Source organism: Actinomycetes bacterium, from assembly GCA_036000965.1.
GTDB lineage: Bacteria > Actinomycetota > CALGFH01 > CALGFH01 > CALGFH01 > DASYUT01.
Genome location: DASYUT010000311.1, coordinates 31,659 through 54,043, shown reverse-complemented (window position 1 = coordinate 54,043; position 22,385 = coordinate 31,659). Strand labels below are relative to the sequence as shown.

The 22,385-nt window shown below is 69.3% G+C and carries 41 protein-coding genes; 36 read left to right on the top strand and 5 right to left on the bottom strand.

Translation table 11 applies throughout. The annotated features are described in order from the left end of the window. The first annotated feature begins 165 nt into the window (after positions 1–165). The 33 genes from VG276_28210 to VG276_28050 all read left to right on the top strand — a co-directional run bounded on the left by VG276_28210 (position 166) and on the right by VG276_28050 (position 15,505). The gene (locus VG276_28210) at positions 166–390 is read left to right on the top strand and encodes a helix-turn-helix transcriptional regulator (protein HEV8653174.1); all 225 of its coding nucleotides are present in this window, start codon (positions 166–168) and stop codon (positions 388–390) included. Between the two features lie 340 nt (positions 391–730). Further along, positions 731–1,153 carry a hypothetical protein gene (locus tag VG276_28205; protein ID HEV8653173.1) on the top strand — a complete coding sequence of 141 codons (423 nt, stop codon included), beginning with the start codon at positions 731–733 and terminating at the stop codon, positions 1,151–1,153. Beyond that, a complete protein-coding gene (locus VG276_28200; protein HEV8653172.1) occupies positions 1,150–1,395 on the top strand; it encodes a hypothetical protein in 246 nt (81 codons plus the stop codon). The genes VG276_28205 and VG276_28200 overlap by 4 nt, the downstream gene beginning before the upstream one ends. Then, positions 1,392–1,613, top strand: coding sequence for a hypothetical protein (locus VG276_28195; protein ID HEV8653171.1), 222 nt, complete (start codon positions 1,392–1,394; stop codon positions 1,611–1,613). The genes VG276_28200 and VG276_28195 overlap by 4 nt, the downstream gene beginning before the upstream one ends. Further along, complete coding sequence (locus VG276_28190) at positions 1,613–1,897, top strand: endonuclease (GenBank protein HEV8653170.1); 285 nt, start codon at positions 1,613–1,615, stop codon at positions 1,895–1,897. The genes VG276_28195 and VG276_28190 overlap by 1 nt, the downstream gene beginning before the upstream one ends. Then, the gene (locus VG276_28185; protein HEV8653169.1) at positions 1,894–2,154 is read left to right on the top strand and encodes a helix-turn-helix transcriptional regulator; all 261 of its coding nucleotides are present in this window, start codon (positions 1,894–1,896) and stop codon (positions 2,152–2,154) included. The genes VG276_28190 and VG276_28185 overlap by 4 nt, the downstream gene beginning before the upstream one ends. Next, positions 2,151–2,537: a hypothetical protein gene (locus VG276_28180; GenBank protein HEV8653168.1), complete on the top strand. Its 387-nt coding sequence runs from the start codon at positions 2,151–2,153 to the stop codon at positions 2,535–2,537. Before VG276_28185 ends, VG276_28180 begins: the two co-directional genes overlap by 4 nt. A gap of 13 nt (positions 2,538–2,550) precedes the next feature. Beyond that, on the top strand, positions 2,551–2,961 hold the full coding sequence (locus VG276_28175) for a hypothetical protein (GenBank protein HEV8653167.1): 411 nt from the start codon (positions 2,551–2,553) through the stop codon (positions 2,959–2,961). 109 nt (positions 2,962–3,070) lie between these two features. Next, positions 3,071–4,150, top strand: coding sequence for a PD-(D/E)XK nuclease family protein (locus VG276_28170; protein HEV8653166.1), 1,080 nt, complete (start codon positions 3,071–3,073; stop codon positions 4,148–4,150). Further along, positions 4,147–5,070: a hypothetical protein gene (locus VG276_28165; protein ID HEV8653165.1), complete on the top strand. Its 924-nt coding sequence runs from the start codon at positions 4,147–4,149 to the stop codon at positions 5,068–5,070. The genes VG276_28170 and VG276_28165 overlap by 4 nt, the downstream gene beginning before the upstream one ends. After that, complete coding sequence (locus tag VG276_28160; GenBank protein ID HEV8653164.1) at positions 5,067–5,666, top strand: hypothetical protein; 600 nt, start codon at positions 5,067–5,069, stop codon at positions 5,664–5,666. The genes VG276_28165 and VG276_28160 overlap by 4 nt, the downstream gene beginning before the upstream one ends. 668 nt (positions 5,667–6,334) lie before the next feature. Then, positions 6,335–6,592, top strand: a complete 258-nt coding sequence (locus VG276_28155; GenBank protein HEV8653163.1) for a hypothetical protein — start codon at positions 6,335–6,337, stop codon at positions 6,590–6,592. After that, positions 6,585–6,887 carry a hypothetical protein gene (locus tag VG276_28150; GenBank protein ID HEV8653162.1) on the top strand — a complete coding sequence of 101 codons (303 nt, stop codon included), beginning with the start codon at positions 6,585–6,587 and terminating at the stop codon, positions 6,885–6,887. Before VG276_28155 ends, VG276_28150 begins: the two co-directional genes overlap by 8 nt. Continuing rightward, positions 6,880–7,125, top strand: coding sequence for a hypothetical protein (locus VG276_28145; protein HEV8653161.1), 246 nt, complete (start codon positions 6,880–6,882; stop codon positions 7,123–7,125). Before VG276_28150 ends, VG276_28145 begins: the two co-directional genes overlap by 8 nt. Further along, positions 7,118–7,513, top strand: a complete 396-nt coding sequence (locus tag VG276_28140) for a hypothetical protein (protein ID HEV8653160.1) — start codon at positions 7,118–7,120, stop codon at positions 7,511–7,513. The genes VG276_28145 and VG276_28140 overlap by 8 nt, the downstream gene beginning before the upstream one ends. Continuing rightward, positions 7,510–8,016 carry a hypothetical protein gene (locus VG276_28135; GenBank protein HEV8653159.1) on the top strand — a complete coding sequence of 169 codons (507 nt, stop codon included), beginning with the start codon at positions 7,510–7,512 and terminating at the stop codon, positions 8,014–8,016. Before VG276_28140 ends, VG276_28135 begins: the two co-directional genes overlap by 4 nt. Further along, positions 8,013–8,501, top strand: a complete 489-nt coding sequence (locus tag VG276_28130) for a hypothetical protein (GenBank protein ID HEV8653158.1) — start codon at positions 8,013–8,015, stop codon at positions 8,499–8,501. The genes VG276_28135 and VG276_28130 overlap by 4 nt, the downstream gene beginning before the upstream one ends. Further along, positions 8,498–9,157 (top strand): J domain-containing protein, encoded by a 660-nt coding sequence (locus VG276_28125; GenBank protein ID HEV8653157.1) that lies wholly within the window; start codon positions 8,498–8,500, stop codon positions 9,155–9,157. Before VG276_28130 ends, VG276_28125 begins: the two co-directional genes overlap by 4 nt. Then, positions 9,154–9,372: a hypothetical protein gene (locus VG276_28120; GenBank protein HEV8653156.1), complete on the top strand. Its 219-nt coding sequence runs from the start codon at positions 9,154–9,156 to the stop codon at positions 9,370–9,372. The genes VG276_28125 and VG276_28120 overlap by 4 nt, the downstream gene beginning before the upstream one ends. Beyond that, the gene (locus VG276_28115; GenBank protein ID HEV8653155.1) at positions 9,369–9,644 is read left to right on the top strand and encodes a hypothetical protein; all 276 of its coding nucleotides are present in this window, start codon (positions 9,369–9,371) and stop codon (positions 9,642–9,644) included. The genes VG276_28120 and VG276_28115 overlap by 4 nt, the downstream gene beginning before the upstream one ends. Beyond that, positions 9,641–10,012 (top strand): hypothetical protein, encoded by a 372-nt coding sequence (locus VG276_28110; protein HEV8653154.1) that lies wholly within the window; start codon positions 9,641–9,643, stop codon positions 10,010–10,012. The genes VG276_28115 and VG276_28110 overlap by 4 nt, the downstream gene beginning before the upstream one ends. Beyond that, complete coding sequence (locus tag VG276_28105) at positions 10,005–10,241, top strand: hypothetical protein (protein HEV8653153.1); 237 nt, start codon at positions 10,005–10,007, stop codon at positions 10,239–10,241. Before VG276_28110 ends, VG276_28105 begins: the two co-directional genes overlap by 8 nt. Beyond that, positions 10,238–11,056 carry a hypothetical protein gene (locus tag VG276_28100; GenBank protein HEV8653152.1) on the top strand — a complete coding sequence of 273 codons (819 nt, stop codon included), beginning with the start codon at positions 10,238–10,240 and terminating at the stop codon, positions 11,054–11,056. The genes VG276_28105 and VG276_28100 overlap by 4 nt, the downstream gene beginning before the upstream one ends. Continuing rightward, positions 11,056–11,298 (top strand): hypothetical protein, encoded by a 243-nt coding sequence (locus tag VG276_28095; GenBank protein ID HEV8653151.1) that lies wholly within the window; start codon positions 11,056–11,058, stop codon positions 11,296–11,298. The genes VG276_28100 and VG276_28095 overlap by 1 nt, the downstream gene beginning before the upstream one ends. Next, positions 11,295–11,579, top strand: a complete 285-nt coding sequence (locus VG276_28090) for a hypothetical protein (GenBank protein ID HEV8653150.1) — start codon at positions 11,295–11,297, stop codon at positions 11,577–11,579. The genes VG276_28095 and VG276_28090 overlap by 4 nt, the downstream gene beginning before the upstream one ends. Then, positions 11,566–13,035 carry a DnaB-like helicase N-terminal domain-containing protein gene (locus tag VG276_28085; GenBank protein HEV8653149.1) on the top strand — a complete coding sequence of 490 codons (1,470 nt, stop codon included), beginning with the start codon at positions 11,566–11,568 and terminating at the stop codon, positions 13,033–13,035. The genes VG276_28090 and VG276_28085 overlap by 14 nt, the downstream gene beginning before the upstream one ends. Positions 13,036–13,278: 243 nt before the next feature. Beyond that, a complete protein-coding gene (locus VG276_28080; GenBank protein ID HEV8653148.1) occupies positions 13,279–13,557 on the top strand; it encodes a hypothetical protein in 279 nt (92 codons plus the stop codon). 1 nt (position 13,558) lies between these two features. Beyond that, positions 13,559–13,780 carry a hypothetical protein gene (locus tag VG276_28075; protein HEV8653147.1) on the top strand — a complete coding sequence of 74 codons (222 nt, stop codon included), beginning with the start codon at positions 13,559–13,561 and terminating at the stop codon, positions 13,778–13,780. After that, entirely contained in the window at positions 13,770–14,372 is a 603-nt protein-coding gene (locus tag VG276_28070; protein ID HEV8653146.1) for a hypothetical protein, read from the top strand. Before VG276_28075 ends, VG276_28070 begins: the two co-directional genes overlap by 11 nt. A gap of 63 nt (positions 14,373–14,435) precedes the next feature. Further along, the gene (locus tag VG276_28065) at positions 14,436–14,723 is read left to right on the top strand and encodes a hypothetical protein (protein ID HEV8653145.1); all 288 of its coding nucleotides are present in this window, start codon (positions 14,436–14,438) and stop codon (positions 14,721–14,723) included. Then, positions 14,720–14,992 carry a hypothetical protein gene (locus VG276_28060; GenBank protein ID HEV8653144.1) on the top strand — a complete coding sequence of 91 codons (273 nt, stop codon included), beginning with the start codon at positions 14,720–14,722 and terminating at the stop codon, positions 14,990–14,992. The genes VG276_28065 and VG276_28060 overlap by 4 nt, the downstream gene beginning before the upstream one ends. Then, positions 14,965–15,162, top strand: coding sequence for a hypothetical protein (locus VG276_28055; GenBank protein HEV8653143.1), 198 nt, complete (start codon positions 14,965–14,967; stop codon positions 15,160–15,162). The genes VG276_28060 and VG276_28055 overlap by 28 nt, the downstream gene beginning before the upstream one ends. A 58-nt stretch (positions 15,163–15,220) precedes the next feature. Further along, complete coding sequence (locus tag VG276_28050; protein ID HEV8653142.1) at positions 15,221–15,505, top strand: hypothetical protein; 285 nt, start codon at positions 15,221–15,223, stop codon at positions 15,503–15,505. Positions 15,506–16,112: 607 nt separating this feature from the next. Here the strand turns inward: VG276_28050 and VG276_28045 are convergent. The 4 genes from VG276_28045 to VG276_28030 form a co-directional block, all read right to left on the bottom strand. Beyond that, a complete protein-coding gene (locus VG276_28045) occupies positions 16,113–17,255 on the bottom strand; it encodes a DNA polymerase III subunit beta (protein HEV8653141.1) in 1,143 nt (380 codons plus the stop codon). Positions 17,256–17,361: 106 nt separating this feature from the next. Then, a complete protein-coding gene (locus VG276_28040) occupies positions 17,362–17,727 on the bottom strand; it encodes a hypothetical protein (GenBank protein ID HEV8653140.1) in 366 nt (121 codons plus the stop codon). Positions 17,728–17,897: 170 nt separating this feature from the next. Continuing rightward, positions 17,898–18,869 carry a DUF3560 domain-containing protein gene (locus tag VG276_28035; protein HEV8653139.1) on the bottom strand — a complete coding sequence of 324 codons (972 nt, stop codon included), beginning with the start codon at positions 18,867–18,869 and terminating at the stop codon, positions 17,898–17,900. A 109-nt stretch (positions 18,870–18,978) separates the two neighbouring features. Next, positions 18,979–19,155 (bottom strand): hypothetical protein, encoded by a 177-nt coding sequence (locus tag VG276_28030; GenBank protein ID HEV8653138.1) that lies wholly within the window; start codon positions 19,153–19,155, stop codon positions 18,979–18,981. Positions 19,156–19,726: 571 nt separating this feature from the next. On the opposite strand from VG276_28030, the gene VG276_28025 reads away from it, so the two are divergent. The 3 genes from VG276_28025 to VG276_28015 are packed head-to-tail and all read left to right on the top strand — an operon-like array spanning position 19,727 to position 22,193. Continuing rightward, complete coding sequence (locus tag VG276_28025) at positions 19,727–20,137, top strand: hypothetical protein (GenBank protein HEV8653137.1); 411 nt, start codon at positions 19,727–19,729, stop codon at positions 20,135–20,137. A 1-nt stretch (position 20,138) separates the two neighbouring features. Then, complete coding sequence (locus VG276_28020; protein HEV8653136.1) at positions 20,139–20,537, top strand: hypothetical protein; 399 nt, start codon at positions 20,139–20,141, stop codon at positions 20,535–20,537. 3 nt (positions 20,538–20,540) lie between these two features. After that, a complete protein-coding gene (locus VG276_28015; GenBank protein ID HEV8653135.1) occupies positions 20,541–22,193 on the top strand; it encodes a hypothetical protein in 1,653 nt (550 codons plus the stop codon). Here the strand turns inward: VG276_28015 and VG276_28010 are convergent. Then, on the bottom strand, positions 22,190–22,363 hold the full coding sequence (locus VG276_28010; protein HEV8653134.1) for a hypothetical protein: 174 nt from the start codon (positions 22,361–22,363) through the stop codon (positions 22,190–22,192). The genes VG276_28015 and VG276_28010 overlap by 4 nt on opposite strands. Between the last annotated feature and the right edge of the window lie 22 nt (positions 22,364–22,385).

Sequence of the window (22,385 nt, the reverse complement as noted above, 5' to 3'; positions counted from 1 at the left end):
CACACTCTCGCGCGGTGCGCGCCGCGCACCACGTTAGCGTGACACACCCCTCGTGTCCACTGTGTACACGGGGCGAGTGTCGTTCGGGATAGGCTCTTGACAGCGGTGCGACGCGCACACATGATGTGTACCTCATTCGGGAGCGTGATGTTGGACACCGAGCTCATGAAGACTCAGCGGAAGACTCTCAGGCTGTCCCAGGCGCAGGTCGCCGCCGCCGTTGGCCGTGACCGGTCGACCGTCACGTCGTGGGAGCTTGGCCGGCAACGGCCCGACGTGGACGTCCTGCCCGCGCTGGCCGCCGTGTTGCAGCTCACGATCGAGCAGCTGCTGGGCGCCGGGCCAACAGCGGGCGAGCCGGCCGGCGACCGGCAGGCGGTTGCCTCATGACCCCGCTGGTCAGGCCTGCCCCCGCGGTGCGTAAGCCGCTCCGCAAGACCGTCGATGCGGAACGGCGGAGCGTCCGGAACGACCAGCGGCAACGGGTCCGCGCGCAGGACCGGTCACGCCCACCCCACGGCACCACCGCGGTGCCGCATGCCTGCTGGCGGGAACGTCCACGCCCGCGGGTGACCAGGCTGCCCGCGGGGTGGCGGTCGGAGAGCGAGAAGGCGCGGGCGCGCCGCCTCCGCAGGAAGCGAGCAGCCCGGCAGACCTGAAACAGCAAGCGCCGCCCTTGTCCCCGACCAAGAGATCAAAGGCGGCGCCCCAAACGAAAGGACCATAGCCGATGGACCTGGGTAGCCGCATCCGCAGCCTCCCCCGGGCTCTGGTGCGTAGACCTGACGAGCCGACGGTCCTGCCAACCGAGCAGCAGTTGTCGGAGCTCGCCGACCTGGCAGTCACGCGGCGGCAGCCGGCCCATTGGGCGACCGAAGCCGGCTACGTGCAGGCCGCGCGGCGGCTGCTCACCGTCATGGGTGCCCGTGTCGGAGGGAACAACCGGATCGCCGCGACGATGGCCAGGGTGATGGGTGCCAGCAACGACCCGGCCGGCCAGCTTGAGCGGCTCCGCGCCGAATGCCGCCAGATCGACTCCGCACTCAGCAAGCTCCGCACCCTGCACACCCAGGAGGCAGAGCGGGCCGGCGAGACCGACGGGATCGAACCGTTGGCCGAGGTCCGCCGCAAAGCGCGGGGGGCGACCCGGTGATGCTCATCGTGCCGCTGGACGCCGCCGGCATCTTCCAGCGGCTCGCGGTCGTGTCCGGCTATCTGGGCGACGCCGGCTACCAGGCCGGCCTCACCGACGAGCAGGTCCGCGAAATCCACGACGGCATCCAGTCCATCGCGGCAGTGCAGGCGATGTGCGGCACGTTGCAGCGTGTCGGGACGCTGCAGCTCACCCTCGAAACGCCCACCCCGCCGCGGCGCTGGTGGAGGCGGTCGTCATGACCGGGCGTGAGCAGCCCCGCCGCGTCCAGAGGTTGCGCATGGCCCCGACCTGCCGGGGCCACGGGCAGTTGCGTCCCGCACTGCTGGGCTGGCAGTACCGGATCAGCTGGTCCGCCCTTGAGTGGAGCCCGTGGTGGTTCGCGTTCGGCCGGCGCGCCCGCGCGTTGGCGTTCCTCGAGCGGTTCCACCCGGTCTGGATCGAGGAGCAGGTGCGCTGATGGCGGGCACCGTGTACCTGCTGCATTTCGACCGCCCGATCGGCAACCCGGCCAACCCGCGGGCGATGGCCCAACACTATTTCGGCTGGTCCGCGACGCCAGCCAGGAGGCTGGAGGCGCACACCACCGGGAACGGCGCGGCGATCATGCGTGCGATCCGCAACCAAGGGATCGGCTTTCAGGTTGCGCGCACCTGGTCGGGCACCCGCGCGTTGGAACGCCGATTGAAGCGGTGGCACAAGGCACGCCAGTTGTGCCCCATCTGCAGGGCGGCCAGGCCATGACTTGGACCTGCCCGCGCTGCGGGACCGAGTTCGCCGATGGTCACCTCCTGGAATGGCTCACGTCGGCGGAGCGCCAGGTGCTGCAATGCCTCGTCAACGGTCGCAGGCCAGAGAAGATCGCCGCTGACCTCGGCATCAGTCGTCACACAATCCGCACGCACCTGCAGAATCTGTACGTCAAGCTCGACGTCCATTCACAGGTTGAAGCGGTCAACTTTGCCATCCGCAACGGCATGATGCCGGACGGTGCCCAGTGACCGCCCGCCAGTGGGTGAACATCGACCCGGTACAGGTGAGCGCCTACTGCGCCGACAAGGCCGACCGGTTGCGCGACCACGAGCACATCAGCCGCGACGCCTTCGGCCCCACATGGGCGGTGTACCTGGTGCTCGGCGACCAGGGCCTGGTCTACCAGGTCACGGTGCGCCTATTCGCCGACCGGTGGACCGCCACCTGCGACCACCCCGCCCTGCTCCGCCAGCGCGAAGGCCTGCCGATCCGCACTGATCAGGCCTGTTCGCACATCCATGCCGCCGCCGGCGAAGAGGCCCATCACCGCGGCACCCACATCCCTGTCCCGCCCACGCCCGAACCGCCGCCGCAGCGTCCCGCCGAGGCGATGGCCGGCTTCTACGACTGACCCGGAGGCTCCCATGCCCACGTCCACGCTCATCCTTGCCCTCGTGGCGGTCGTGCTCGTGCTGGTCTGCGGCCTGGCGGCCCTGTGGGATGGCCGCCGACGATACCGCCGGCTTGTCGAGGAGCTCCGCGGCCGGCTGGACCGGCAGACCGCCGCGACCGCCCGGGCGCTGGCCGCGACGATCGCCATCCCACCGCCACCGCCGGCCGCCCAGCTCCGTCCGGGGGCCGGGCGGCGCGCCCACACGGCCATCAGCGTGCTCGACGCGGCCGACCTGCTCCTCATCACCCGCTACGTACAACAGCGCGCCGAAGCTGGAAGCGCGCTGCACGAAGCGGCCGGCCGAGTCCGAATGATCGGGGAGACCGCCGCCGCCGACCTTGGCATCCACGTGCATCTGCGCGGACGAGGACGGACCTCGTGAAAAAGGACCTGCGGGCCGCCACAGGCTGCGTGACCGGGATCGGCGTTGGCCTCTGCTTCTGGCTGCTCCTCTTCCTGGCCATCTGGCTGACCAGGGGATGGTGGGGCGGATGAGCGGCGTGCTGCAGGATGGCCCGTACTGGCTGTCGCCGACCAAGATCAGCATGGCGCTTGGCTGCCCGCTGCGCGCGCAGCGCCGCTACAAGCTCAAGCTGCGCGAAAAGCCAGCCCTGCCCGCCTTCCGTGGCAACCAGCTGCATGCCGCGCTTGAGGCGACCAAGGGTCGCCCTGACCTGCCCGGCGTCGCCCACCTGACCACAGAGGTCAGGGAGGCGTGGCAGTTCAACGCGCCACCACCGTGGACAGGGCTGTTCAGCCAGTGGCTCGCGCTGCATGACGACATGGCCCCACAGATGGCCGAGCTGGACTCCATCGCCGACCGGATCAAGACCGACGCCGAAGCCGGCCGGCGCAAGGGCGGCGCCCAGGCCCCCCGCATGACCAACGACTACCGCAAGGCCGAAGCGGACCTGATCGGCCCATGGCGCGACACCATCGACTCGTTGCGTGCCGCCGAACGCGAGTTGCTGGACGACCCTGAGCGCTCCCCCTGGGAGGCCACGACCAGGAGCGGGTTCGACGAGTACCAGTCGTCGCTGGACACCGCGCACGCCTACACGGCCTGGTGGCACAACACGCCCGCCGATGATCGGCCGGAGATCCTGCACTGCGAACGCCGCTTCGAGACCCTGCTGGACCGGGGCCACTTCAAGCTCGGCGGCCGGGTCGACCGCATCGACCTCGACCCGGTCCGGGACGCGCTGGTGGTAGTCGACTACAAGACCGGGTCGGGCAACTGGAGCAAGCACGAACGGTGGATTCAGGCTGCCTGCTACGCGCTCGGCGTCACCGAGGTGATCGGCCAGCGCCCAGACCTGGTCCGCTTCATCGACCTCGACAAGGGCCCGTCGACCGACACCTACCCGGTCAAGCCGATGTGGGACATCAAGCTGCTTGACACCTGCCGGTACGCCCGCGACCTGATCGAAGGCCCCCCGGTCGCCACCTTCGGACCGTGCGGGATCTGCTCCTACACGGACTTGTGCTTTGACCTAGCCGGCAACGGCTTCCAGTTCCAGGCGCTCGAAGACCTCGAGCAGCCCGCCGCAGAAGAGGTGACCCCAGCATGACCACCACGGACCGTCCACAGCTCGCCAGGCTGGCGCAGCGCATCGACCAAGGGTTCATCCGCAACACCCGCGACGACGGCAAAGGGGAGGACTACGCGCCCCACCACGCCGTCAACCAGTTGCTGCTGCTGATCCTCGGCCCGTTCAGCTTCAAGCTCGTGCAGATCCACCGCGGTGATGTCCTCGAACGCATCCGCGAGGACCCGAACAAGGGCCGTTTCCTTGAGGGCAAGTCGGTGGTCAAGCTCCACAACGTGGTCGTGGGTGCCACCTTCCGGCTCGCCGCCACCGTGGACGGCGAGCGGGTGGTGATCGAGCAGACCGGTGATGTCGAGCACGCCGACCTGTGGCAGCACGACGGTGCCCGCCTGAAAGATGCCGAGTCGGATGCGCTGAAACGGTGCGCGATGCGGCTCGGCCTGGGCCTGCACCTGTGGGCCGACCGTGGCTACATCCTCGACAAGTGGCTCCCCGTCCCCAAGACACAGGGGAACGGGTCGGCGGCGCCAGCGGACTCGCGGACGCCGGCGCCAGCCGCCCCGCCCCCACAGCCTGCCACCACCCCACCACAGCAGACCCCCGCCGAACCGGCAGAGGCACCCCCCGCCTCGCCGACGGCGGACGCCCGGGCCACCTCGGCGACTTCCCCCGCCGAGGAGGCCCGGGCCACCATCACCCCCGGCGGCCCCCTCGAAGCCGCACAGAACATCGAACAGCTCGCCACCGCGCTCAACCGGTCACTCACCAACGTGATGCTGCGCTTGCGCCGCGCCGGCCAGCTCCCCCCCAACCACCCCCAGAAACTGCCCGAACAGCCGTTCGCCAACATCGACACGATCGACCAGCTCAAAGCGCTCGCCGGCGACGACTTCAACCTGGCCAAGGCGTGGCTGCTCGACGCCGCAGGAGCCCCAGCATGACCCGCCTCTGCTTCCTGGACACCGAGACCACGTCGCTCGACCCGGACCGCGGCGAGGTCTACGAGATCGGACTCATCGTCCGCGACCCGGGCAGCAGTGCCCTCGATTTGGAGTGGCGCTGGTGGCTACCCATCGACCTCGGCCGCGCCGACCCGATGTCGCTTGAGGTCGGCCGCTACTTCGAGCGTCGGCCGCCGCAGAGCCGCACCTGGACAGGCGCGCTCCAGTGGGCACCCGATCAGGCCGGCCAGGTCGAGCAGGCCGACACCTGGGAGGTCGCCGCCTCGCTGATGGAACTGACCGCCAGCGCGCACCTGGTCGGCGCCGTCCCCTCGTTCGACGCGGCGTTCCTCTCGCCGTTCCTGCGCCAGCGGGGCTGCTGCCCGGCATGGCACTACCACCTTTGCTGCGTGGAAAACCTCGCCGTTGGCTATCTCGCAGCGCAAGGCAAACCTGTCGCGCCACCGTGGGTGTCGCACGATCTCTCTACAATGATGGGTGTCGATGTAGAGAGGTACGAGAAGCACACGGCATTGGGAGACGCGCGGTGGGCGAGAGACCTGTACGACGCTGTGATGAGTGCGGGAGGGAGATAACCCGTGCGAACTGCGCCAGGGGCCTTTGCACCGCCTGCTATGCGCGATGGCGGCGGAACCAGCCTGACCGATGCCGGTACTGCGGCGGGAAGCTCGGGGATGAGCCGCTGCGTGGCCGCTCGCACGAGCGGTGCCTCGCCAACCGACGGAAACGCTGGGGGCAGTACCGCATCCGTGTGCTCGCCGGCTATGGCGGGAAGTGCGCGTGCTGCGGCGAGGCCGACCCGAGGTTCCTCACCATCGACCACATCAACGGGGACGGTCGCCTTCACCGGGAAGCCCTCGGCAGGGGGTCAGGCCGCGTCTGGCTTGACATCCTCAAGCGAGGCTTCCCGCCCGAGTACCAAGTGCTCTGCTACAACTGCAATTCCGGTCGCTCAATCAATGGTGGCATCTGCCCCCACCTCGACCCGCTTGGCACTTCCGCTTGGCTGGAGGGCAAGCATCGTGAGGTCGAGCGCTGGATTCGCGAGCGACAGCGGACGTAGCGCACCGGAGGACTTCGAGCGGCACACCGCGCTTGGCGACGCCCGCTGGGTGCGCGCCATCTACGACGCGGTCATGGCTGAGAGGCGGCAGCCATGAGCGCGCAGACGCCCGGGGCGCCTTCGCGGCGGGAGGTGCCCCGGGCCCAACCATCCCAGCCTCCCCGGTCCGAGGCTGGGCTGGTGGATGAGCACCTGCGGCACATGACCGACGGCCGCTGGCACGACGACTGCCGCTACTGCCGGCGACGCCGCGAAGAGGGCGGCACCGGCGTCCCCCCAGCCGAGATCCTTCGCAGTTACGAGCGGCGCAACGGGCCATCCCTCTTCCCCGATCTGCGGGTCGCACTGCTCGCCGGCGCCGACGCGCTCGAGCAGCTGGAGATCGGCGGCGACCTGGTCGCCATCATCGGCCACCTCGGCGGTGAGACCGATGGCTGACGTGGAGGTGCACACCCTCGTGAGCGAGGTGTTGGTGGACGGCGACCCGATGGTGAAGATCACCCACACGCCCGACGGGCGCGCATGCCCATGGCGGGTCACCGCGACCCCACCCGCAGGGCTCGGCGCCCCCGCCGACCGTGACCTGTTCGCCCTGTTCGACACCGAGCCGGCCGCGGTCCAGGCCGCCCAGGCCCTGGCACAGCGGCTGCATACCGCGCGGGAGCTGCTCCGCCAAGCCAACCAGCAGCTCCGCGAGGCCCGGGCAGGCCTCAAGGAGGCCGAGCATGGCTGACATCCTCGCCGCCCAAGCCCTCGATGACCAGCTCCTGGCCGTGTTGCGTGACGCGCAGGGGTTCCCGCTGTCCACCCGGCAGGTGTGTGAGGCGGCCGGGCCGATGGCATGGCCACCCGACTACATCACCTGGAAGCGGCTCGACACGCTCGCCAAGGCGGGGCGGGTTGAGCGGGTCAAGCTGGCGGGCTGGCGGCAAGTCTGGTGGCGAGTCTCCGGGACGGTCGGCGATGGGTAGGCCCAGCGCGGTCTACCAGCCGCAGCTCGCCGGCGAGCGGGAGTGCCTCAACTGTGGTGACCCGTTCACGCCGCTCCCGCACCCGGCGTGGGCTGGCCTGTACTGCCAGGAGGCGTGCTGGATCGCCAACAACGGCGGGCCACGCCGCCACCGCACCGCCTACCGGCCCCGCCCCGCCGCCACACCCCCGCCGCCCCCGCCGCCCCCGCCGCCCCTGGCCACGCCTGTGGCGGATGCGGTGACGCTCGAGGAGGCCGTCGCGGCACTGGAGGTCCGGCTGCCGCACCTGCAGCCGCCACCGCCGCGCCGGCTGGTCGTGGTCGGCGTGACCGCCTGCCCGCGGTGTGACACCACCCACAAGGTCTACGGCTACCGAGGTGCGCCATGAACCTGTGCGGACTCAGCCAGCCTAGCCAGCCAAAGCTGCCCGACGCCGGCCAGGGCACGTGCTGCTACGGCGCAGCGTGCATGGGGCCGGAGCGGTGCACGTGCTGGGAGCCCGTCTTCGAGGTGGAGCAGACCCCACCCGACTCCCAGACCGTCACCTTGCTCGCCGCCGGCGTCCAGCCGGTCACCCGCCAGCGTCCCTGCGACGACTGCGCCTACCGGCCCGACTCCCCAGAGCGCCGCGGCGACCCGAACGTCGCCGGCGACCAGGAGCTCCTCGAGCAGATCGTGCAGCGTGGCGAGCGGTTCTGGTGCCATCAGGGCATCCGCCGTCCGATCGCCTGGCGCCACCCCGCAGGCGTCCAAATCCCCGGCTCACCCGTCAACTATCAGCCGCCGATCATCGACGGCGTGCCGTACCGCGCCGATGGCACCCCCGCCGAAGTCTGTGCCGGCTGGGCGGCGCGGCGCCGCGCGCTCGAGACGCCGGAGCGGCAGCCATGACCAGCCCGGCGCGCCGCCAGATCGACCTGGCCATGAGCGAGGCGCAATGGCAGGCCACCGTCCTCGACCTCGCACTCACCCTGCACTGGCGCGCCCTGCACCACCACGACTCCCGCCGGCAGGTCGGCACCGACAACAACGGCAAGCCGATCCTGGTCGGAGACAAGGACGCCGCCGGCCTGCCCGACTGGCTGTTCATCCGCGAACGACACTTCTTCGCCGAACTCAAAGCCGAAGGCAAACAGCCGACCGCCAAGCAGCTCGAGATCATGGACGGGCTGCGCAAGGCCGGCGCCGAAGTGCACCTGTGGCACCCCTCCGACTGGCCCGAGGTCGTCATCGCACTCACCGGCCGATGGCACGGCAGCCGCGGCCGCGTGCTCGAGCTTCCACCGGAGACGCCCCCCCGGCGGACCATCCCCGACGTCGACCACCGCCGCGGCGATAAAGGCGTCTCCCCCGTGGACACCGGAGGTGCGACGTGAACACGATCCCCGGCGTCACCTTCCGGCCGATCGACCGGTGGCCCGGGTCGATGACCCGGCCGTGGGAGCGCCGCGTCGGCCGCCAGTTCAGCGCCCCCTGGACATCCACCCTGGACCTCCTCGCGCTGGAGCTCCGCCAGCTCAAGGCGGAAGACATCGTGCTGCAACTCGACCTGACAGAGCGGGACATCCGCCAGGACGGGCTGCCCCGCGCCAACGCGCGGCCCCCCGGCCATCCCGGCGTGATCCTGTCGTTCACCAGCCGCCACGGGGCGTTGCAGTTCGCCTGCGACACCTACACCTGGTGGGAGACCAACATGCGCGTCATCGCCCTCACCCTCCAGGCGCTGCGCGCCGCCGCACGGTATGGCGTGGTCAAGACCGACGAACAGTACCGCGGCTGGGCGCAGCTCCCACCGCCGGCGCCGCCCGACGGGCGCATGACGCCGGAGCAGGCCGCACGCATCGTCGCTGAGGGCGCTGACAACCCGGACGCCTGGGAGGACATCCTCGAGAACCTCATGGGCATCCGCCAGGCCTACTACCACGACGCGGCCCGCCGCCTCCACCCCGACGCCGGCGGCAGCCACGAGGCGTTCACCCGCATCCAAGCCGCCATGCGCGTCCTCGACCAGCACGCCAGGAGCCACACATGAGAGTGCCCCGCGTCGGGGAGCACCGCTGCCCCAAACCTGAATGCCGCCAGATCGTCGGCAACCACCTGTTCGCCTGCGCCCCCCACTGGTACGAGCTGCCCCGCGACATCCGCCGCGCCATCTACGCGACCGCCACCCGCCCACTCACCGACCCTGAGCGCGCCCAGATCGTCCGCGACGCGCTCACCGCCTGGGGCGCGGAGACCACGCCATGACCTGCCGTGAGGATCCCGACCAGCACCTGGTCACGTTGAACCTGCGGGCACGGCTCATGCGCCAAGCCGCCGACCAGGTGCGCAGCCCACTGCTCGCCGAGCATCTCCGTGAGACCGCCGAGCGGGTCGCCACCGAAGCGATGATGCTCGTCGCCGACTACGGCGCCGAACGGGCCGAGTGCCACTACCACGGTGACCCTACGTTCGGCGAGGACCCCGACCAGGTGTATGTCGGTTGGGCGCTCCAAGAGGGCGAGGTGCGGACCGGATGAGCGTCCCCATCTTGCATGTGGCCACCACCTCGGCGCTCGCCCTTGACCCCGAGGTGCACACCGTCTACATGGGCCTGCTCCGCGAAGGCAACACTAAGGGCCGTGAGGTGTGGCACTGCGACCATGCCCACCCCAAACGCCCCGGCGCCCGCGCGTGCGCCCGCGGCGAGCTCCGCCAGCGTGCCTTCCCCGAAATGAAAGGCAACTGGGGTGGTGTGACCCGCAACACCGGCCGCCGCGACCCGATCTACCACGAGCTCATCCACGTGCCCATCTGCCCCATGTGCGCCAAGGCGCTGCTACACACCCAGCGCGAACATGAGCGGCTCGAAGCGGCCGCCACCGCGAAGAGAGCCGATCATGCCTGACCCATCCCCCTTCGAGCTGTGGCGCCAGGCCGGCGGCGGCACCCCCGCCTACAGCCGTGAGGAATACCACCGGCTCATGGTCCAACACGGCCACCTCGTCCCCCGGCCAGCCTGCACCTGCGGCGCGGTCGACGCCGTTTCCGAGCACCATCAGGACTGCCCGCGCTACCAGGACAACGACCGGCGACTCCCATGCGGCTGGCTCCCCGGGGAGGACCGGCGGCAATGACGGTGAGCGCGCCACGGCAGACCGTCCGCGGCAACGGCCAGGCCAAGCTCCCCTCCGAGCCTTTGGTCGAAGCCATCCGCGCGTACACCCGCGCGCGCAATCTCCCCCTCACCGACATCCTCGGCCGCAACACCGCCGCCAAACGCGCCTTCGAACGTGCCGGCCACAACCCGACCGTGGCCGTCACCACCGTCGAGAAACTCTGCGCCGTGCTCGGCTGCCACCCCAGCGAGCTGTACGGCGACGCCTACGACCCCAGCGCCGCCCGCCGCCAAGCGCGGCAGCGCCCGGGGTCACGCCACTGGGCCGCCCGCATCCCGCTTACCACCTACCAGGCCATCTACGACGCGATGGCCGCCACGGCGGTCAACGGCCGCTGGACCGGCCACCTCACCAAGCTCGTCGCCGACGTCGCCCCCGACACCCCCTACAACGGCCTGCAACCAACCCTGACCGGACGCGGCTGGATCACCGTCGAACAGCGCGGCATGGGCGGCACCCGCGGCGACGGCCGCGTCACCGCTCGGCCGAGCATCTACCGGCTCGTCCGGCGTCCCGAGGCCGAAACCTGGCCATGCGAGACCTGCGGCGAGCCGATCACCAGCGTCACCGACGACGGCTACCTGATCTTCGCGCTCAAGCGCTACTGCTCCGAGCGGTGCGGCTGCCGCGCGCAGGAGGCCGCCTACGGCCGCAAGCTCGACCGGCTCCGCGAGACCGCCGGCCTGCCACGCACCGGCCGCCGGCGCCTGTCCGCTGCCGAAGTCGACGACGTCGTCCGGCTCCTGCGCCGCCTGCGAATGCGGAGCGGCTGATGGTCACCTTGCTGAGTGTGGGCAACTCCGAGGGAGAGCGCCGCTGCGACGCCCGCTGCCACCAGGCCACCGAGCCCGACTGCGACTGTGTGTGCGGTGGCCGCTACCACGGCAAGGGTCTCGCCCAAGCCCGCGAGCAGATGAGCCAGGACCTCCAAAATGGCCGCTTCGGTGAGGAGATCCGGGTCGCCGTCGAAGCGCTCCGCGAGCAGCTCACTCTCCCACTCGGCGAGACGCCATGAGCGCCCTCGTGGAGTGCCCCCGCTGCCAGGTGCTCCTCCGCGAGCATCCACTCCACGAGTGCCCAAGCTGCCACCGCTGGGCCAACCACCTCGAACCCGACGGACGCTGCCTCGACTGCAACCTCCACTGGACCCACTGCCCCGAGCATGGCCGCCTCGAACACGCCGGCACCAACCACCAGCGGGTCACCGCCCACCAGATCCTCACCACCCTCCAACAACGTCAGCAGCAGCCCAGCAACGTCATCGTCGGCCCCTGGGGTGCCAGTGCCAGCCAATGACCACCACCAGCCACCCCGCAACCCCGACGCCGAGGCCGCGGTCCTGGGCGCCATGCTGCTGGACACCGCCGCCCTGGAGCGCGCCCTCGTCACCTTGGATGCCGGCGACTTCTACAACCCCACCCACCGGCTCATCTTCACCGCCTGCGCGCACCTCGAAGCCGCCAGCCAGCCAGTCGACCCCGTCACCGTCGCCGCCCACTTGGCAGCCGCCGGCCAGCTCGAGCAGATCGGCGGCGCCACCTACCTCCACGACCTGCTCGAAGCCGTCCCCACCATCGCGCAGACCGCCACCTACCTCGACCTGGTCGCCCAGGCGGCCGCCGCGCGGCGCCTCATCGACGTCGGCCACCGCATCACCCAACTCGGCCACGAGCAGGGCCTCGACCCTGACAAGGCGCAGCAGATCGCTGCGGAGCTGCTGGAGCAGGTCGGCAACGCAAGACCGCACGCACTCGTCCGCGACCGCCGCCTCCAGGAGGCCCCCGTGTTCATCTTCGACCCGTTCGCCGACCTGCCCGCCATCTGGGGCGACGGCCAGGAGGTCGCCTGGCCATCCGGCGAGAGCCTCGTCATCGCCGGCCCGCAGGGCGTCGGCAAGTCCACCCTGGCACAGCGGCTCACGCTGGCCCGCATCGGTGTCGGCCCGGCCACGCTGCTTGGCATGCCCGTGGCTCCTACCGCCAGCCGCGTGCTCTATCTCGCCTGTGACCGGCCCGGCCAGATCGCCCGGTCCATGCGACGCATGGTCACCGAGGAGGACCGTGTCACGCTCGCCGAACGGCTGATGGTGTGGCGTGGACCGCCACCTGTCGACCTGGCCAAGGAGCCTCGCGCGCTGCTCAGCCTGGCCCGCAACGCCGACGCCGACACCGTCGTCATCGACTCCCTCAAGGACGCCGCGCTAGATCTAGTCAAGGATGAGGTGGGCGCCAGATACAACCAGGCCCGCCAAATCTGCCTGACCGAGGGTATCGACCTGCTGGAACTCCATCACCAGCGCAAAGCCGCAGCCGACAACAAACGGCCACGCAAGCTCGACGACGTGTACGGGTCGAATTGGCTGACCGCCGGTGCCGGCTCGGTGCTCCTATTGTGGGGTGAACCTGGCGATCCGATCGTCGAATTGAGTCACCTGAAACAGCCCGTTGAGGAGATCGGGCCGATGAAGCTGCTGCACGACGCCGAGACCGGTGGCATCTCCGTCCAGCAGGGTGTTGATCTGCTTACCCTGGTGCGCACTCAGCCTGGCCTGACCGCCGCCGACGCCGCCCGGCTCCTGTTCGACGTGGAGGGCCGCTCCGCTGAGCCCAAAGAGGTGGAGAAGGCCCGTCGGCGGCTCGACTCGCTGGTGCGCCGCGGCCTCGTCAAGCAGCAGCCAGGCACGCGCGGCCGCGTCGGCGGTGCCATCAACCCAGCGACCTACCACCCTGTCGTCGACCTGGACGCCCCATGAGCGACACCAGCATTCCGCCTACGTCCGTAATCACGGGGGTGTTCACGGTATTCACGGCCAGCAAGGCACCCTCACAGAACGGTATACACGCGACATCACGAATCCGAGCGTTTATGCAGGTCAGGGTATTCATGCCACTAATCACGGTTTTCACAGCGGCTGCCCCCCGGGGGGTGCTGTAAAGCACACCCCCCGGGGGAGGCACAGCACGCTACGAAACGGCCAGGAAGGACAACAAGCGCGATGCCCACAATAACCGGCGAGGAGTTCGAGCAGCACATGGACCTGCTCGCCGCAGCCGGCCGGATGCTGCTCCTCATCCCCGTCGACCAGCTCCTCGACATCGTCCACCGCGCCGAAACGCTCGGCCCCATCCTGGACCCGACCACCATGCAACAAGGCGGCTTCCGCCGGCTGCACGAGCAACGCCGCATGCTCGAAGCCGCCCAGGTGTTCTGCAACACCATCCGACAACTATGGCCCGACCAGGCCGCCGCACTCATGGCAAAAGCGGGTGGATGACATGCCGCGCCAGCGGAAACTGCGGATCGAGCTGTACGACGATGCGACCCCACCAGGCGGCAACCTCGACTACCAGACCATCGCCTCCGTCGAAATCGAATTGCCCGCCGGCACTGAGATCCCCGGTGAGCGGATCATCGAGGCTGCCAGGCGCGCCTACGTGCACATGGTTGGTGCCGACTTCCCGGAGTTCGCCCGCCACGGGGGCGCCGATGCCGAGTAGGCGCCGCTGGACCGCCGCGCACCGGGCCGCCCGCCGCCTGGCCGCCGCAGTCATGCTCCGCCAATGGAACCTTGACGCCGGCGCCGGCCGCTTCGACTCACCCGCCGGCCACATCGCCCGCCTCCTGGACGCCGTCGAGGCGACCGGGCTGCGCCTGCACATCCCACGCCGGCCAGGCACCAGCGCGCTGCTGGAGCGATGGGCGCGCGCCCTCGCGCTCCTGGATGTGCGTATCGCCCAGGCCGAGGACGCCGTCGCCGCAGGACGCGGCCAGGCAGACATGCGCACCTACCAGCGCGGCGGCGATCCCGTCGCCGCCCGCATCACCCCCGGCCAGGCTATGCAGTGTGCCGATTGCCCCTACCAGGCTGCCTGCGACTATGGCACCTGCCTGCATGTCGGCGAGCCCCGCACCGGCCCCACCTGGCAGCGGCCGCCCGCCTTCACCGACAAGGACCTCGCCCACCTCCGCAGCATCCGCGACGTCGCCCACGACCGGCTCCGCTACGACCTACGCTGGCTCGAAGATGCAATTGCGAAAAGCGACAACCGGGACGCGCGTGGTGTCGCCGCAGGTCATGAGAGTCATTGACGTTTGCTATGCCGAGTGTTTCGATACCGGCCAGAAGTGCGCCCCTACGCTGAGTTGCCCCCAGTGAGCGATGGCGTGTTCTGGCCCGAGCTGGAAGCGTGGCTGCTGGAACACGGCATCCGGGTCGCCGACTGCTACCAGGTCGCTATCCGCTGGACCGTCGACAGCGTCCATGGCGGCCCGACCTGGAACGGCCCGGTCCGCATGCAGGTCGACCTGTGGCGCAACAACGAGCAGGGCCTCCGCTACGTCGGCCAGGACGGCGAGATCGCCAGCGAAACCCTGATGATCCCCATGCGGCGCCTGCCCGCCGTCGAGGTCGTCCGCTACCGCCCCGAGGCGCCACGGTGAGCGGCGTCATCGTCCACGGGCGGTGGGAGACCTACGGCGATCTCATCCTGCGCGGCTGGCGCCATCAGCGCCCCGAAGTCATCCAGGCTGACCCTCGCACGCTGATCGTTGACGAGCTGCTGGAGGAGATCCGCCAGGGCAAGGCCAGGCCATGGGTCACCCTGGACGGCGAGGTGCTCACCATCCGTGGCAGCAACCGCACCGTCATCTACCGCATCGGCGAGCACCTGGAGGACTACCGGTGCCACGTCCTAGAGTGGCCGGACTGATGGACGTGACCGGGTTCGCCCAGCTCCAGCCGGTCAACATCCGGAATGGCATCCCCTGCTGCCCCTGCTGCAACGAGCCGATGATCCAGGTCGGGGAGAACGAGTGGCAGTGCGCCCTCGGCGTGGCGCTGTGGCGCTGGGTGCGGGAGCGGCTGGACGATGCCCAGTAGGCCCTGCCCCGGCCCCGCCAACGGCACCCCACCCTGCCCTGCGGGTGCGATGGTGACGGTGCGTCGTAACGTCAAGCAGGCCGGCCGCTGCATCCTGTGCCGGGCGGAGCACAACGCCCGTCACAATGCGCGCCGGCCGGACCTGCATGATCCCGCCGAGAAGCGTCGGCGCGCGCAGGTGGTCGCCGCCGCTGGCGGCTGGTGCCAGGGCTGGCCTGGCCATCCGCGGCATCCGAGCGCCGACCTGACCGCCCACCATGTCGACGGACCCGGCGGCGTCCGTCTCGTGGCGCTTTGCCGCTCCAAAAACAGCGCAATCGGGTCACCGAACCGGTCACAGTAGACCAAACGGACGACCAGATTGACCGGAAAGATACGATTATACCCTAATTTTGGGGTGGTTTGGGATAGTTTAGACCGATTTTCCCTGTGGAGTGTCGCCAAGCAAGACAAGCACCACGCTCAAACGTCTGAATCCGGTCGATCCGGCTGGTGGTTGGTTGACATGGTGTCGGACGTTGGCCTACGGTGGTCGGGACACTACCCGCCACGTCGGAGGCCTCCACCGTGACCGCCCAGACCGCCCAGACCACACCTGGTGAGCGCGAGGATTTCGGGCACGCGGAACATGCCGCCTGTGGCTGCGAGCCGGTCGGGCAGAAACAGATAGCCGATCGGCTGGGCGTGAGCGCGAAGACTCCCAACACCTGGTACGTCCGCGGCCTACTCCCCAAGCCTTGGGGGCGGGTAGGGAACGGCCCGGCATGGTGCTGGCCCCATCAGATTGTCCCGTGGGCGAAACAGACCAGGCCGAGCCGTTGGGATCGGAGCGGCGCGAGGGCATGACAGCCTAGGCGCCTACGCGCCCAGCTGCTGCCGCCCTGCTGCCGCCCTGCTGGGCGCGTGCCAAAGGGCCCGGGCGCGCGGCCCGGGCCCCAAGGGTGAAGCGGCTAGGGGATGCGAACGGGCATGATCAGGCCGCGGAAGCCGTTACCATCGGTCACCAAAGCCGGCTTGAGGCTATCCCGGAGCTGCATCGTCCCGTGGTCGACCGCGGCCAGCAGCTCACGTAGGTACAGCGGCTTGAAGCTGGTAGGGGTGAACGGCGTGTAGCCTGCCAGTTTCAGGCCTGGTAGTTCCGCCTCGACCTTGCCGATGTCCTGCCGCTTGCACGAGGCGGCGATGGTCGCGCCGCTCGCCTCGAGGATGATCGGCTCGCGTCCGAACGATGCCACGATCGCCGCGGCGGCCGCCGCACCATCGGTGACGTCGATGGTTGGCACATCGCCCGTCATGGTCGGGATCAGCCGCTCCCAAGTGGAGGGAAACTCGCCCTCTATGGCCCGGGCCCAGAACATCGACGGCCCAACCTGCACGCGCACCTCGCCCGTGCCGTGTGTGTCGGTGCCCGTGCCATGCCACCAGGCGCCGCCCTCGGTCGCCTTGTACAGCGCGATGGCCTGCTTGACCAGGGTGAGCGCCCGGGCGGGTAGCAGGAAGCAAAACGCCGAATCGTCTAGCTGTTCGGTCTGGTAGGTGTGGAGGCGATAGGAATCGGTCGCGGTCGCGGTCAGCGTGCCCTGGTCGCGCTTGACCTGGACCGCGGTCAACACTGGGCGAGCCTCATCGCCGCTGGTCGCTGGCAGTACCCGCCGCGCCCACGTGCCAAGCAGGCCGAGGTCGGAGGTCACGCGCACCTCGCCCTCTGAGACCTCGCCGCGCAACGTCGGATAGTCCTCGAGCGCGTTGACGTGGAGCGCCGCATGCAGGCCGCCAGCATGCATGCGCAGCAGGCCGGCTTCCTGGTCGAGCTCGAGCCGCGCGAGTGTTCCCTTTGGCTGGCGTCCCTTGAGGGTTGCGGCGAGCTCGCGCAACGGCACCACGACGGCACCAGTGTCGACCACCAGCGACGAGTCAAGCCGCGTCGTGCTGGTCAACTCAAGGTCCGTCGTGGTGATCGTGACCGGGCGGCCCCAGCCGGCCGCCTCGATCTTCACTCCGCCCAGAACGGGCAGGGTCGGACGACGCGAGCACGTGCCAGCCGCGACTTTGAGCGCGCGGACGAGCTCGGCATGGTCAACGTCGAAATGCAAACCGCCTGTCCCTTGGGTAGCCGGCTTCGGCGGGGTAGGTGGCGGGGTAGGCCGCGGCGGAGTAGCCGGCTGGGCAGGCTTCGGTGGCTGGGCGGGCTTCGGTGGGCTAGCCGGCTTGCTTGGCGCCGCGCTCGAGATTGGCCGCTTGACCGCTGGCCGCTTGCTTGGCTGCTGCCTGCTTGGCGGCCTCGCGCTTGACCTCCGCGGCGGCCGCGTTGTAGTCGGTTTGGGACTTGCGGTAGTTGCGGCCCGTGTACCGTTTGACGTAGCGGTAGGTGACGCGGCCACCCTCGAGGCGAATCCACGCAACCCATGCTGCCGGGCGCGGTCGATAGTCGGTTTGGTAGCCGTCCGAAGCCTCACCAGACCAGAGCTCGACTTTGACTGTGCGGCCGCCAGCAATCGTGACCTCTGCACGGTCGACAAGGCTTGCCCTGGCAGGAACCGCCGTATTGTTACCATCGCGCATCATCCGCCCCTTCTGGTGGCGTTTCGTCGTCGGTCTCGTCGTCGTCGGTCCAGCAGCGGGCATGGAGGCGGCCGCCCTCAAGCCGTAGTTCCACGTGCAAGCCGGATAGGGGATCCGCCCAATGCAGAACGCCCTCCAAGCCCCGTAGCAGGGCCCAGAGGGCGAGCAGGCGACTACGCACCTTGCACCGTTGGCGGGATCGAGGCCTCGCGGCGGCCGCGCACCTCGGGATAGGGGATTTTGTCGTTCCACGTGTAGCCGCTCGGGACAGTGAGTGACTTCGGATTCACCCGAAGCACTGGGCGCCAACGATTCCAGCGGTCCAGCACCTCGTCGCCCTTGGCGAAATCGCCCGGGCCCCACACTTTCGCGCCGCTCGCCTGCTTGGCTGCCACCACTTGGCGCCAGTGCTCGAGCTCGTCGGCGTTCTGCTGCTGCTGGGCTTGCAGCTGCTCCGCCCATTGGCCAGTAGCCGCCTCATGGTCTTCGACGTAGGCGACCTCGCCGCGCCCGTTCCGGTACTGCCGCTGGTAGCCCTGCAGCTTCCGGGCGATGTCGCGCTGCTCCGCCTCCAGCCGCTCAATCCGCCGCAACGTCGTGCCGAGAGACTCGCGCCGCTGCTTGTACCGCTCCGATGTCGCGGCCGCCTGCTGGTAGTGGCTCGCCTTGCCGTCTTCCTCGATCGAGCGGCGGATAGCGTTGTCGGCCCGCTTCAAAGCGGCCCGATGGCCACGCTCGGAGTGATGGCCGATCAGGATCGGCTGACCAGGCGGGATCGGCTCGAGGATGTCATGGAAGCGCTGGAATGCGGCCGCGGCCGCAGACTCCGCCCGTTCGGCCCGATCGGCGTAGGTGTCCGCGCGCTGTTCCGCCCGGGCCTCCCGTTCCGCCTCCGCCTCCGCGAACGCTCGAGGTGTCTCGTCAATCGACACCTCGACCTGGAAGCCTGCCGCGCGCAGCTGCTTGGCGGCCTGGTCGATGCGCCAGGTCTTCGCGGCCCGATCCCTGGACTGTTGGATGATCCATGCGCGGATACCGGGCGCCCAGCGGAAACCGGCCGTCTTGAGGATCGGCGCCGAACCATCGCCGCGGGCAGTGCCCTCGACAATGGTTCCCTCCGGGCGAGTATGGGTGATGGTGATCATGCTTCGGGCCCTTCCTGGTCTTCCTGCTCGAGGTCGCTCGAATCGGGCACCCAAGGGTTGGGGATACCGCCGTACTCGCGGTCATAGGTGGAGGTACGGTCGATCACCATCACCTCGCCCTGCCATGGTTGGCGGCCTTGTAGCCCTCGTCGTAGGCACGGTGCAGGTCGGCATGTTCGGGATCGGACGGCACCATGCGCTTGAAATGGCGGACTAGGGCCCAGTCGCCATGCTTGGCGGCCTGCCCTGCCCGCTTGCCGATGTCGTAGGCTTCCTGCTCTGTCATGGCCTACCTCGCTCTGCCGTGGTTGGCGCCGCCGCAATGGCAGTCACAGGCCGGGCCTTGTGCTGCCATGCAGGCCGCGGCGCATGGCTCCGGCTTGCTGGTGAAGATCGCCCAGCCCTTGACCGCCTCGAGCACCCAATCGAGCCTGCTCATCCTGTCCGCCCTTCTGTAGGTCAACTACCGACAGTCACAGTGTAGGACAACCACCTACAGTAGTCAACTGCAAACCTACAGGTCAGAGCGGGGATGGGCCTCGAAAATCACGATCGCAAACGCCCTGCTGACACCCCGGCCGACCTGTCTCGCACCATGTACGCATCGGCCCGGGCCGCCCTGGCGGGCATGATCGGTTCGACAGGAGCGGGAAGTTTTGGGCAAGCAAGACAAGTAACGTGGGCGGCGACCGAGCGTTCCAGCGAGAGTGAAGATATGGGCCTATTTGTTCTAGTTTATACCCATATTTTCGTCCAATATGACAGGTTTACACCCTTCTGATCCTGTCAAACTGGACATTAACTCGGTCAATGGAGACACGTTGGATGCCGCATAGCGGCCTAAAGGGGTGAACCGGATGCCGACGGTGCCGAAGTTCGAGCCGCGCCGGCGCAACGCCCGCGTCGGCCCCGTCAAGCTCCCCCCGGAGGGCCGCAAGGGACGCGCGCCGACCTGGCCACTCGACACGGTCCTGACCGTCGAGCAGCGCAAGCTGTGGGCCAAGCTGTGGCGCACCCCGCAGGCGGTCGAGTGGCAGCGGCTCGGCTGGACCCGCGTGGTGGCCCGCTACGTCCGCGTCGTGCTCTGGGCCGAAGAGACGCTCGACTCCAAGGACCTGGCGCAGGCGAGTGCGCTGGAGGACCGGCTGGGGCTGACACCCAAGGCGATGCGGCTGCTGCTGTGGACGATCGGCGACGATGACGCCGGCGAGGAGCTGGAGCAGCAGCGCCCAGCGGACGTGCGCGCTCGCCTGCGAGCGGTCGACTAGCATGACCAAGGCGGCCATCTGCGCGGCCTGCTGGGACATCGTCTCGCCCCGTCGCGCGTGGGAGACGGACCGGTCGTGGCGCTGGTGCGAGTGCGACCACATCGGCGTCCGCTGGCGCGACGGCGCCCTCGGCTTGCTCGAGGTCGCCAGCCTGCACGGCGCCGACGGTGTCCGCGTGCTCGGCCTGAACAACATGTTCCTCGAAGAGGGCATGCGCACGCGCGACGCGGACCCACAGGGCTGGCGCGCCTGGCATGAGGCAACCTGCGAGCAGGTCGAACCGCACTACCTGTTCCACAAGGACAAGCGCAATTGTTGGGCGCTGTTGGTCCGCCCGGGCGAGAGCGGCGACGTGTTTCTCATGGACTACTTGACAGCCAAGCGTGAGGCGGTCGAGTAGCCGATGCCGTGGCGGGGCCCGGAAGTGCCGGGCGAGTTCCCCACGCTCGGCTACCTGATCGGCGAGTGGATCGAGGCGAACTGCGTCATCCCTGACGGGCTGCTGCAGGGCCGCGAGTACCGGCTGACCGACGAGATGTGGCGGTTCCTGCTGCGCTACTACCGCCTCCACCCCGACGCCCGGCCGATCGACGTGGCGATGCTCGAGGCGAAGCTCCGCCACCCCGAGCTCGAGCTGCCCCCCTCGCCGTTCTTCTACCGCGGCGGGCTGCTGATGCGCGCGCAGAAGTGGGGGAAGGGCCCGTTCGCCGCGTCCATCATCCTCGGGGAGACGTTCGGGCCGGTCAGCTTCGACGGGTGGGACGACAAGGGGGAGCCGGTCGGCCGGGAGCAGCCGACCCCATGGGTGCAGATCGTCGCCACGGCGGAGGAGCAGACCGACAACACCTGGCTGTGCGTGTACGAGATGGCCAGCCGCGGGGAGATCGCCAACACCCCCGGGATCGACATCGGCATCGAGGACATCAACCTGCCCAGCGGCGGGAAGATCGAGCCGCGCAGCTCCAGCGGCAAATCGCGGCTGGGCGCGCGGACCACCTTCGACCTGTTCGACGAGACCGGGCTGATGCTCGAGTCCAACGGCGGCGTCCACCTGGCCACCACGATGAAACGCAACATCGGCGGGATGCGTGGCCGGTGGCTTGAGACGACCAACGCCTACGACCCTTCCGAGCAGAGCGTCGCACAGCGCACCCACACCTCCCCAGCCGAGGACGTGCTGATCGACTACCGGCCCCCGTCACGCCGGCCGGACCTCCGCGACGACCAGGGTTGCCTGGAGCTGCTCGACGAGGTGTACGGCGACTCGTGGTGGGTGGACCGCCGGCGGATCCTCGCGGACGCCCGTGACCCGGCGGTGTGCCCGACCCCGGCGGATGCGCTCAGGTTCTTCTTCAACGTGCTCGAGGTTGGCCAGTCCTCTGCGGTGGACGGGGCCCGGTGGGACAGCAAGGCCCGGCCCGGCAGTCTGGTGCCGAACGAGCTGATCTGCCTCGGGTTCGACGGGTCACGCGCGCTCGACCTGACCAGCCTCATCGCCAGCCGCGTGACGGATGGCCGCTGGTTCCACCTGCGGTCGTGGAAGCCGTCCGAGTACCCGGACCACAGGGTGCCGCGCGTGGAGGTCGACCAGGCCGTCACCGACGCGTTCGACGCCTACCAGGTGTGGTGCATGTTCGGCGACCCGTACCGGTGGCAGGAGTACTTCGACATCTGGGAGGCACGCTGGCCGACCCGCCTGGACGGCAAGCAGTCGACCCGGGTGATCGAGTTCCCCACCAACGTCGAGCATCGCATGGACGACGCGATCACCCGGTTCCTTGAGCACTTCGCTGGCGGGTTCACCCACGACGGCGATCCGCTGCTCGCCGAGCATGCGAAGGCGGCGGCGCTGGCGAAGGGGAAGCGGCGGCAGCCCCGCCCGAACGAGGACCCATCCATTCCCCGGTTCTTCCAGCGGATCGTCAAGAAACGCGAGGTGGCCAACATCGACGCGTTCGTCGCTGGGCTGCTCGCCGAGGCGGCGCGTGGGCAGGCGATCGAGGATGGCGCGCTTGCCCAGCGTCGGGTGGTGCTTGAGGGTCCGCTGATGGTCTAGCGGACCGGTGGCAGGCGGTGGAGCTGGGCTGGGGCTTGGCAGGTGGTGCAGACGCCCTTGATCTCCGGGTCCGCCTCGATGCCCAGTGCCGGGATGGCGATGCCGGCCAGGCGCAGGAAGCTGCGATGCCCGTTCGGGCAGACGGCCAGGTAGTCAACCAGCGAGTTCATCCGCACAGCGTATTCCCAGGAG

Excerpts from the sequence above, each read along its gene's own strand:
- VG276_28150 (HEV8653162.1), top strand. The coding sequence starts at position 6,585 with ATGGCTGACGTGGAGGTGCACACCCTCGTGAGCGAGGTGTTGGTGGAC.
- VG276_28165 (HEV8653165.1), top strand. The coding sequence starts at position 4,147 with ATGACCACCACGGACCGTCCACAGCTCGCCAGGCTGGCGCAGCGCATC.
- VG276_28010 (HEV8653134.1), bottom strand. The coding sequence starts at position 22,363 with ATGAACTCGCTGGTTGACTACCTGGCCGTCTGCCCGAACGGGCATCGC.
- VG276_28020 (HEV8653136.1), top strand. The coding sequence starts at position 20,139 with ATGACCAAGGCGGCCATCTGCGCGGCCTGCTGGGACATCGTCTCGCCC.
- VG276_28100 (HEV8653152.1), top strand. The coding sequence starts at position 10,238 with ATGACGGTGAGCGCGCCACGGCAGACCGTCCGCGGCAACGGCCAGGCC.
- VG276_28120 (HEV8653156.1), top strand. The coding sequence starts at position 9,154 with ATGAGAGTGCCCCGCGTCGGGGAGCACCGCTGCCCCAAACCTGAATGC.
- VG276_28205 (HEV8653173.1), top strand. The coding sequence starts at position 731 with ATGGACCTGGGTAGCCGCATCCGCAGCCTCCCCCGGGCTCTGGTGCGT.
- VG276_28210 (HEV8653174.1), top strand. The coding sequence starts at position 166 with ATGAAGACTCAGCGGAAGACTCTCAGGCTGTCCCAGGCGCAGGTCGCC.
- VG276_28115 (HEV8653155.1), top strand. The coding sequence starts at position 9,369 with ATGACCTGCCGTGAGGATCCCGACCAGCACCTGGTCACGTTGAACCTG.
- VG276_28075 (HEV8653147.1), top strand. The coding sequence starts at position 13,559 with ATGCCGCGCCAGCGGAAACTGCGGATCGAGCTGTACGACGATGCGACC.
- VG276_28025 (HEV8653137.1), top strand. The coding sequence starts at position 19,727 with ATGCCGACGGTGCCGAAGTTCGAGCCGCGCCGGCGCAACGCCCGCGTC.
- VG276_28110 (HEV8653154.1), top strand. The coding sequence starts at position 9,641 with ATGAGCGTCCCCATCTTGCATGTGGCCACCACCTCGGCGCTCGCCCTT.
- VG276_28040 (HEV8653140.1), bottom strand. The coding sequence starts at position 17,727 with ATGATGCGCGATGGTAACAATACGGCGGTTCCTGCCAGGGCAAGCCTT.
- VG276_28190 (HEV8653170.1), top strand. The coding sequence starts at position 1,613 with ATGGCGGGCACCGTGTACCTGCTGCATTTCGACCGCCCGATCGGCAAC.
- VG276_28130 (HEV8653158.1), top strand. The coding sequence starts at position 8,013 with ATGACCAGCCCGGCGCGCCGCCAGATCGACCTGGCCATGAGCGAGGCG.
- VG276_28090 (HEV8653150.1), top strand. The coding sequence starts at position 11,295 with ATGAGCGCCCTCGTGGAGTGCCCCCGCTGCCAGGTGCTCCTCCGCGAG.
- VG276_28135 (HEV8653159.1), top strand. The coding sequence starts at position 7,510 with ATGAACCTGTGCGGACTCAGCCAGCCTAGCCAGCCAAAGCTGCCCGAC.
- VG276_28185 (HEV8653169.1), top strand. The coding sequence starts at position 1,894 with ATGACTTGGACCTGCCCGCGCTGCGGGACCGAGTTCGCCGATGGTCAC.
- VG276_28095 (HEV8653151.1), top strand. The coding sequence starts at position 11,056 with ATGGTCACCTTGCTGAGTGTGGGCAACTCCGAGGGAGAGCGCCGCTGC.
- VG276_28030 (HEV8653138.1), bottom strand. The coding sequence starts at position 19,155 with ATGACAGAGCAGGAAGCCTACGACATCGGCAAGCGGGCAGGGCAGGCC.
- VG276_28145 (HEV8653161.1), top strand. The coding sequence starts at position 6,880 with ATGGCTGACATCCTCGCCGCCCAAGCCCTCGATGACCAGCTCCTGGCC.
- VG276_28070 (HEV8653146.1), top strand. The coding sequence starts at position 13,770 with ATGCCGAGTAGGCGCCGCTGGACCGCCGCGCACCGGGCCGCCCGCCGC.
- VG276_28160 (HEV8653164.1), top strand. The coding sequence starts at position 5,067 with ATGACCCGCCTCTGCTTCCTGGACACCGAGACCACGTCGCTCGACCCG.
- VG276_28175 (HEV8653167.1), top strand. The coding sequence starts at position 2,551 with ATGCCCACGTCCACGCTCATCCTTGCCCTCGTGGCGGTCGTGCTCGTG.
- VG276_28170 (HEV8653166.1), top strand. The coding sequence starts at position 3,071 with ATGAGCGGCGTGCTGCAGGATGGCCCGTACTGGCTGTCGCCGACCAAG.
- VG276_28035 (HEV8653139.1), bottom strand. The coding sequence starts at position 18,869 with ATGATCACCATCACCCATACTCGCCCGGAGGGAACCATTGTCGAGGGC.
- VG276_28015 (HEV8653135.1), top strand. The coding sequence starts at position 20,541 with ATGCCGTGGCGGGGCCCGGAAGTGCCGGGCGAGTTCCCCACGCTCGGC.
- VG276_28195 (HEV8653171.1), top strand. The coding sequence starts at position 1,392 with ATGACCGGGCGTGAGCAGCCCCGCCGCGTCCAGAGGTTGCGCATGGCC.
- VG276_28080 (HEV8653148.1), top strand. The coding sequence starts at position 13,279 with ATGCCCACAATAACCGGCGAGGAGTTCGAGCAGCACATGGACCTGCTC.
- VG276_28105 (HEV8653153.1), top strand. The coding sequence starts at position 10,005 with ATGCCTGACCCATCCCCCTTCGAGCTGTGGCGCCAGGCCGGCGGCGGC.
- VG276_28140 (HEV8653160.1), top strand. The coding sequence starts at position 7,118 with ATGGGTAGGCCCAGCGCGGTCTACCAGCCGCAGCTCGCCGGCGAGCGG.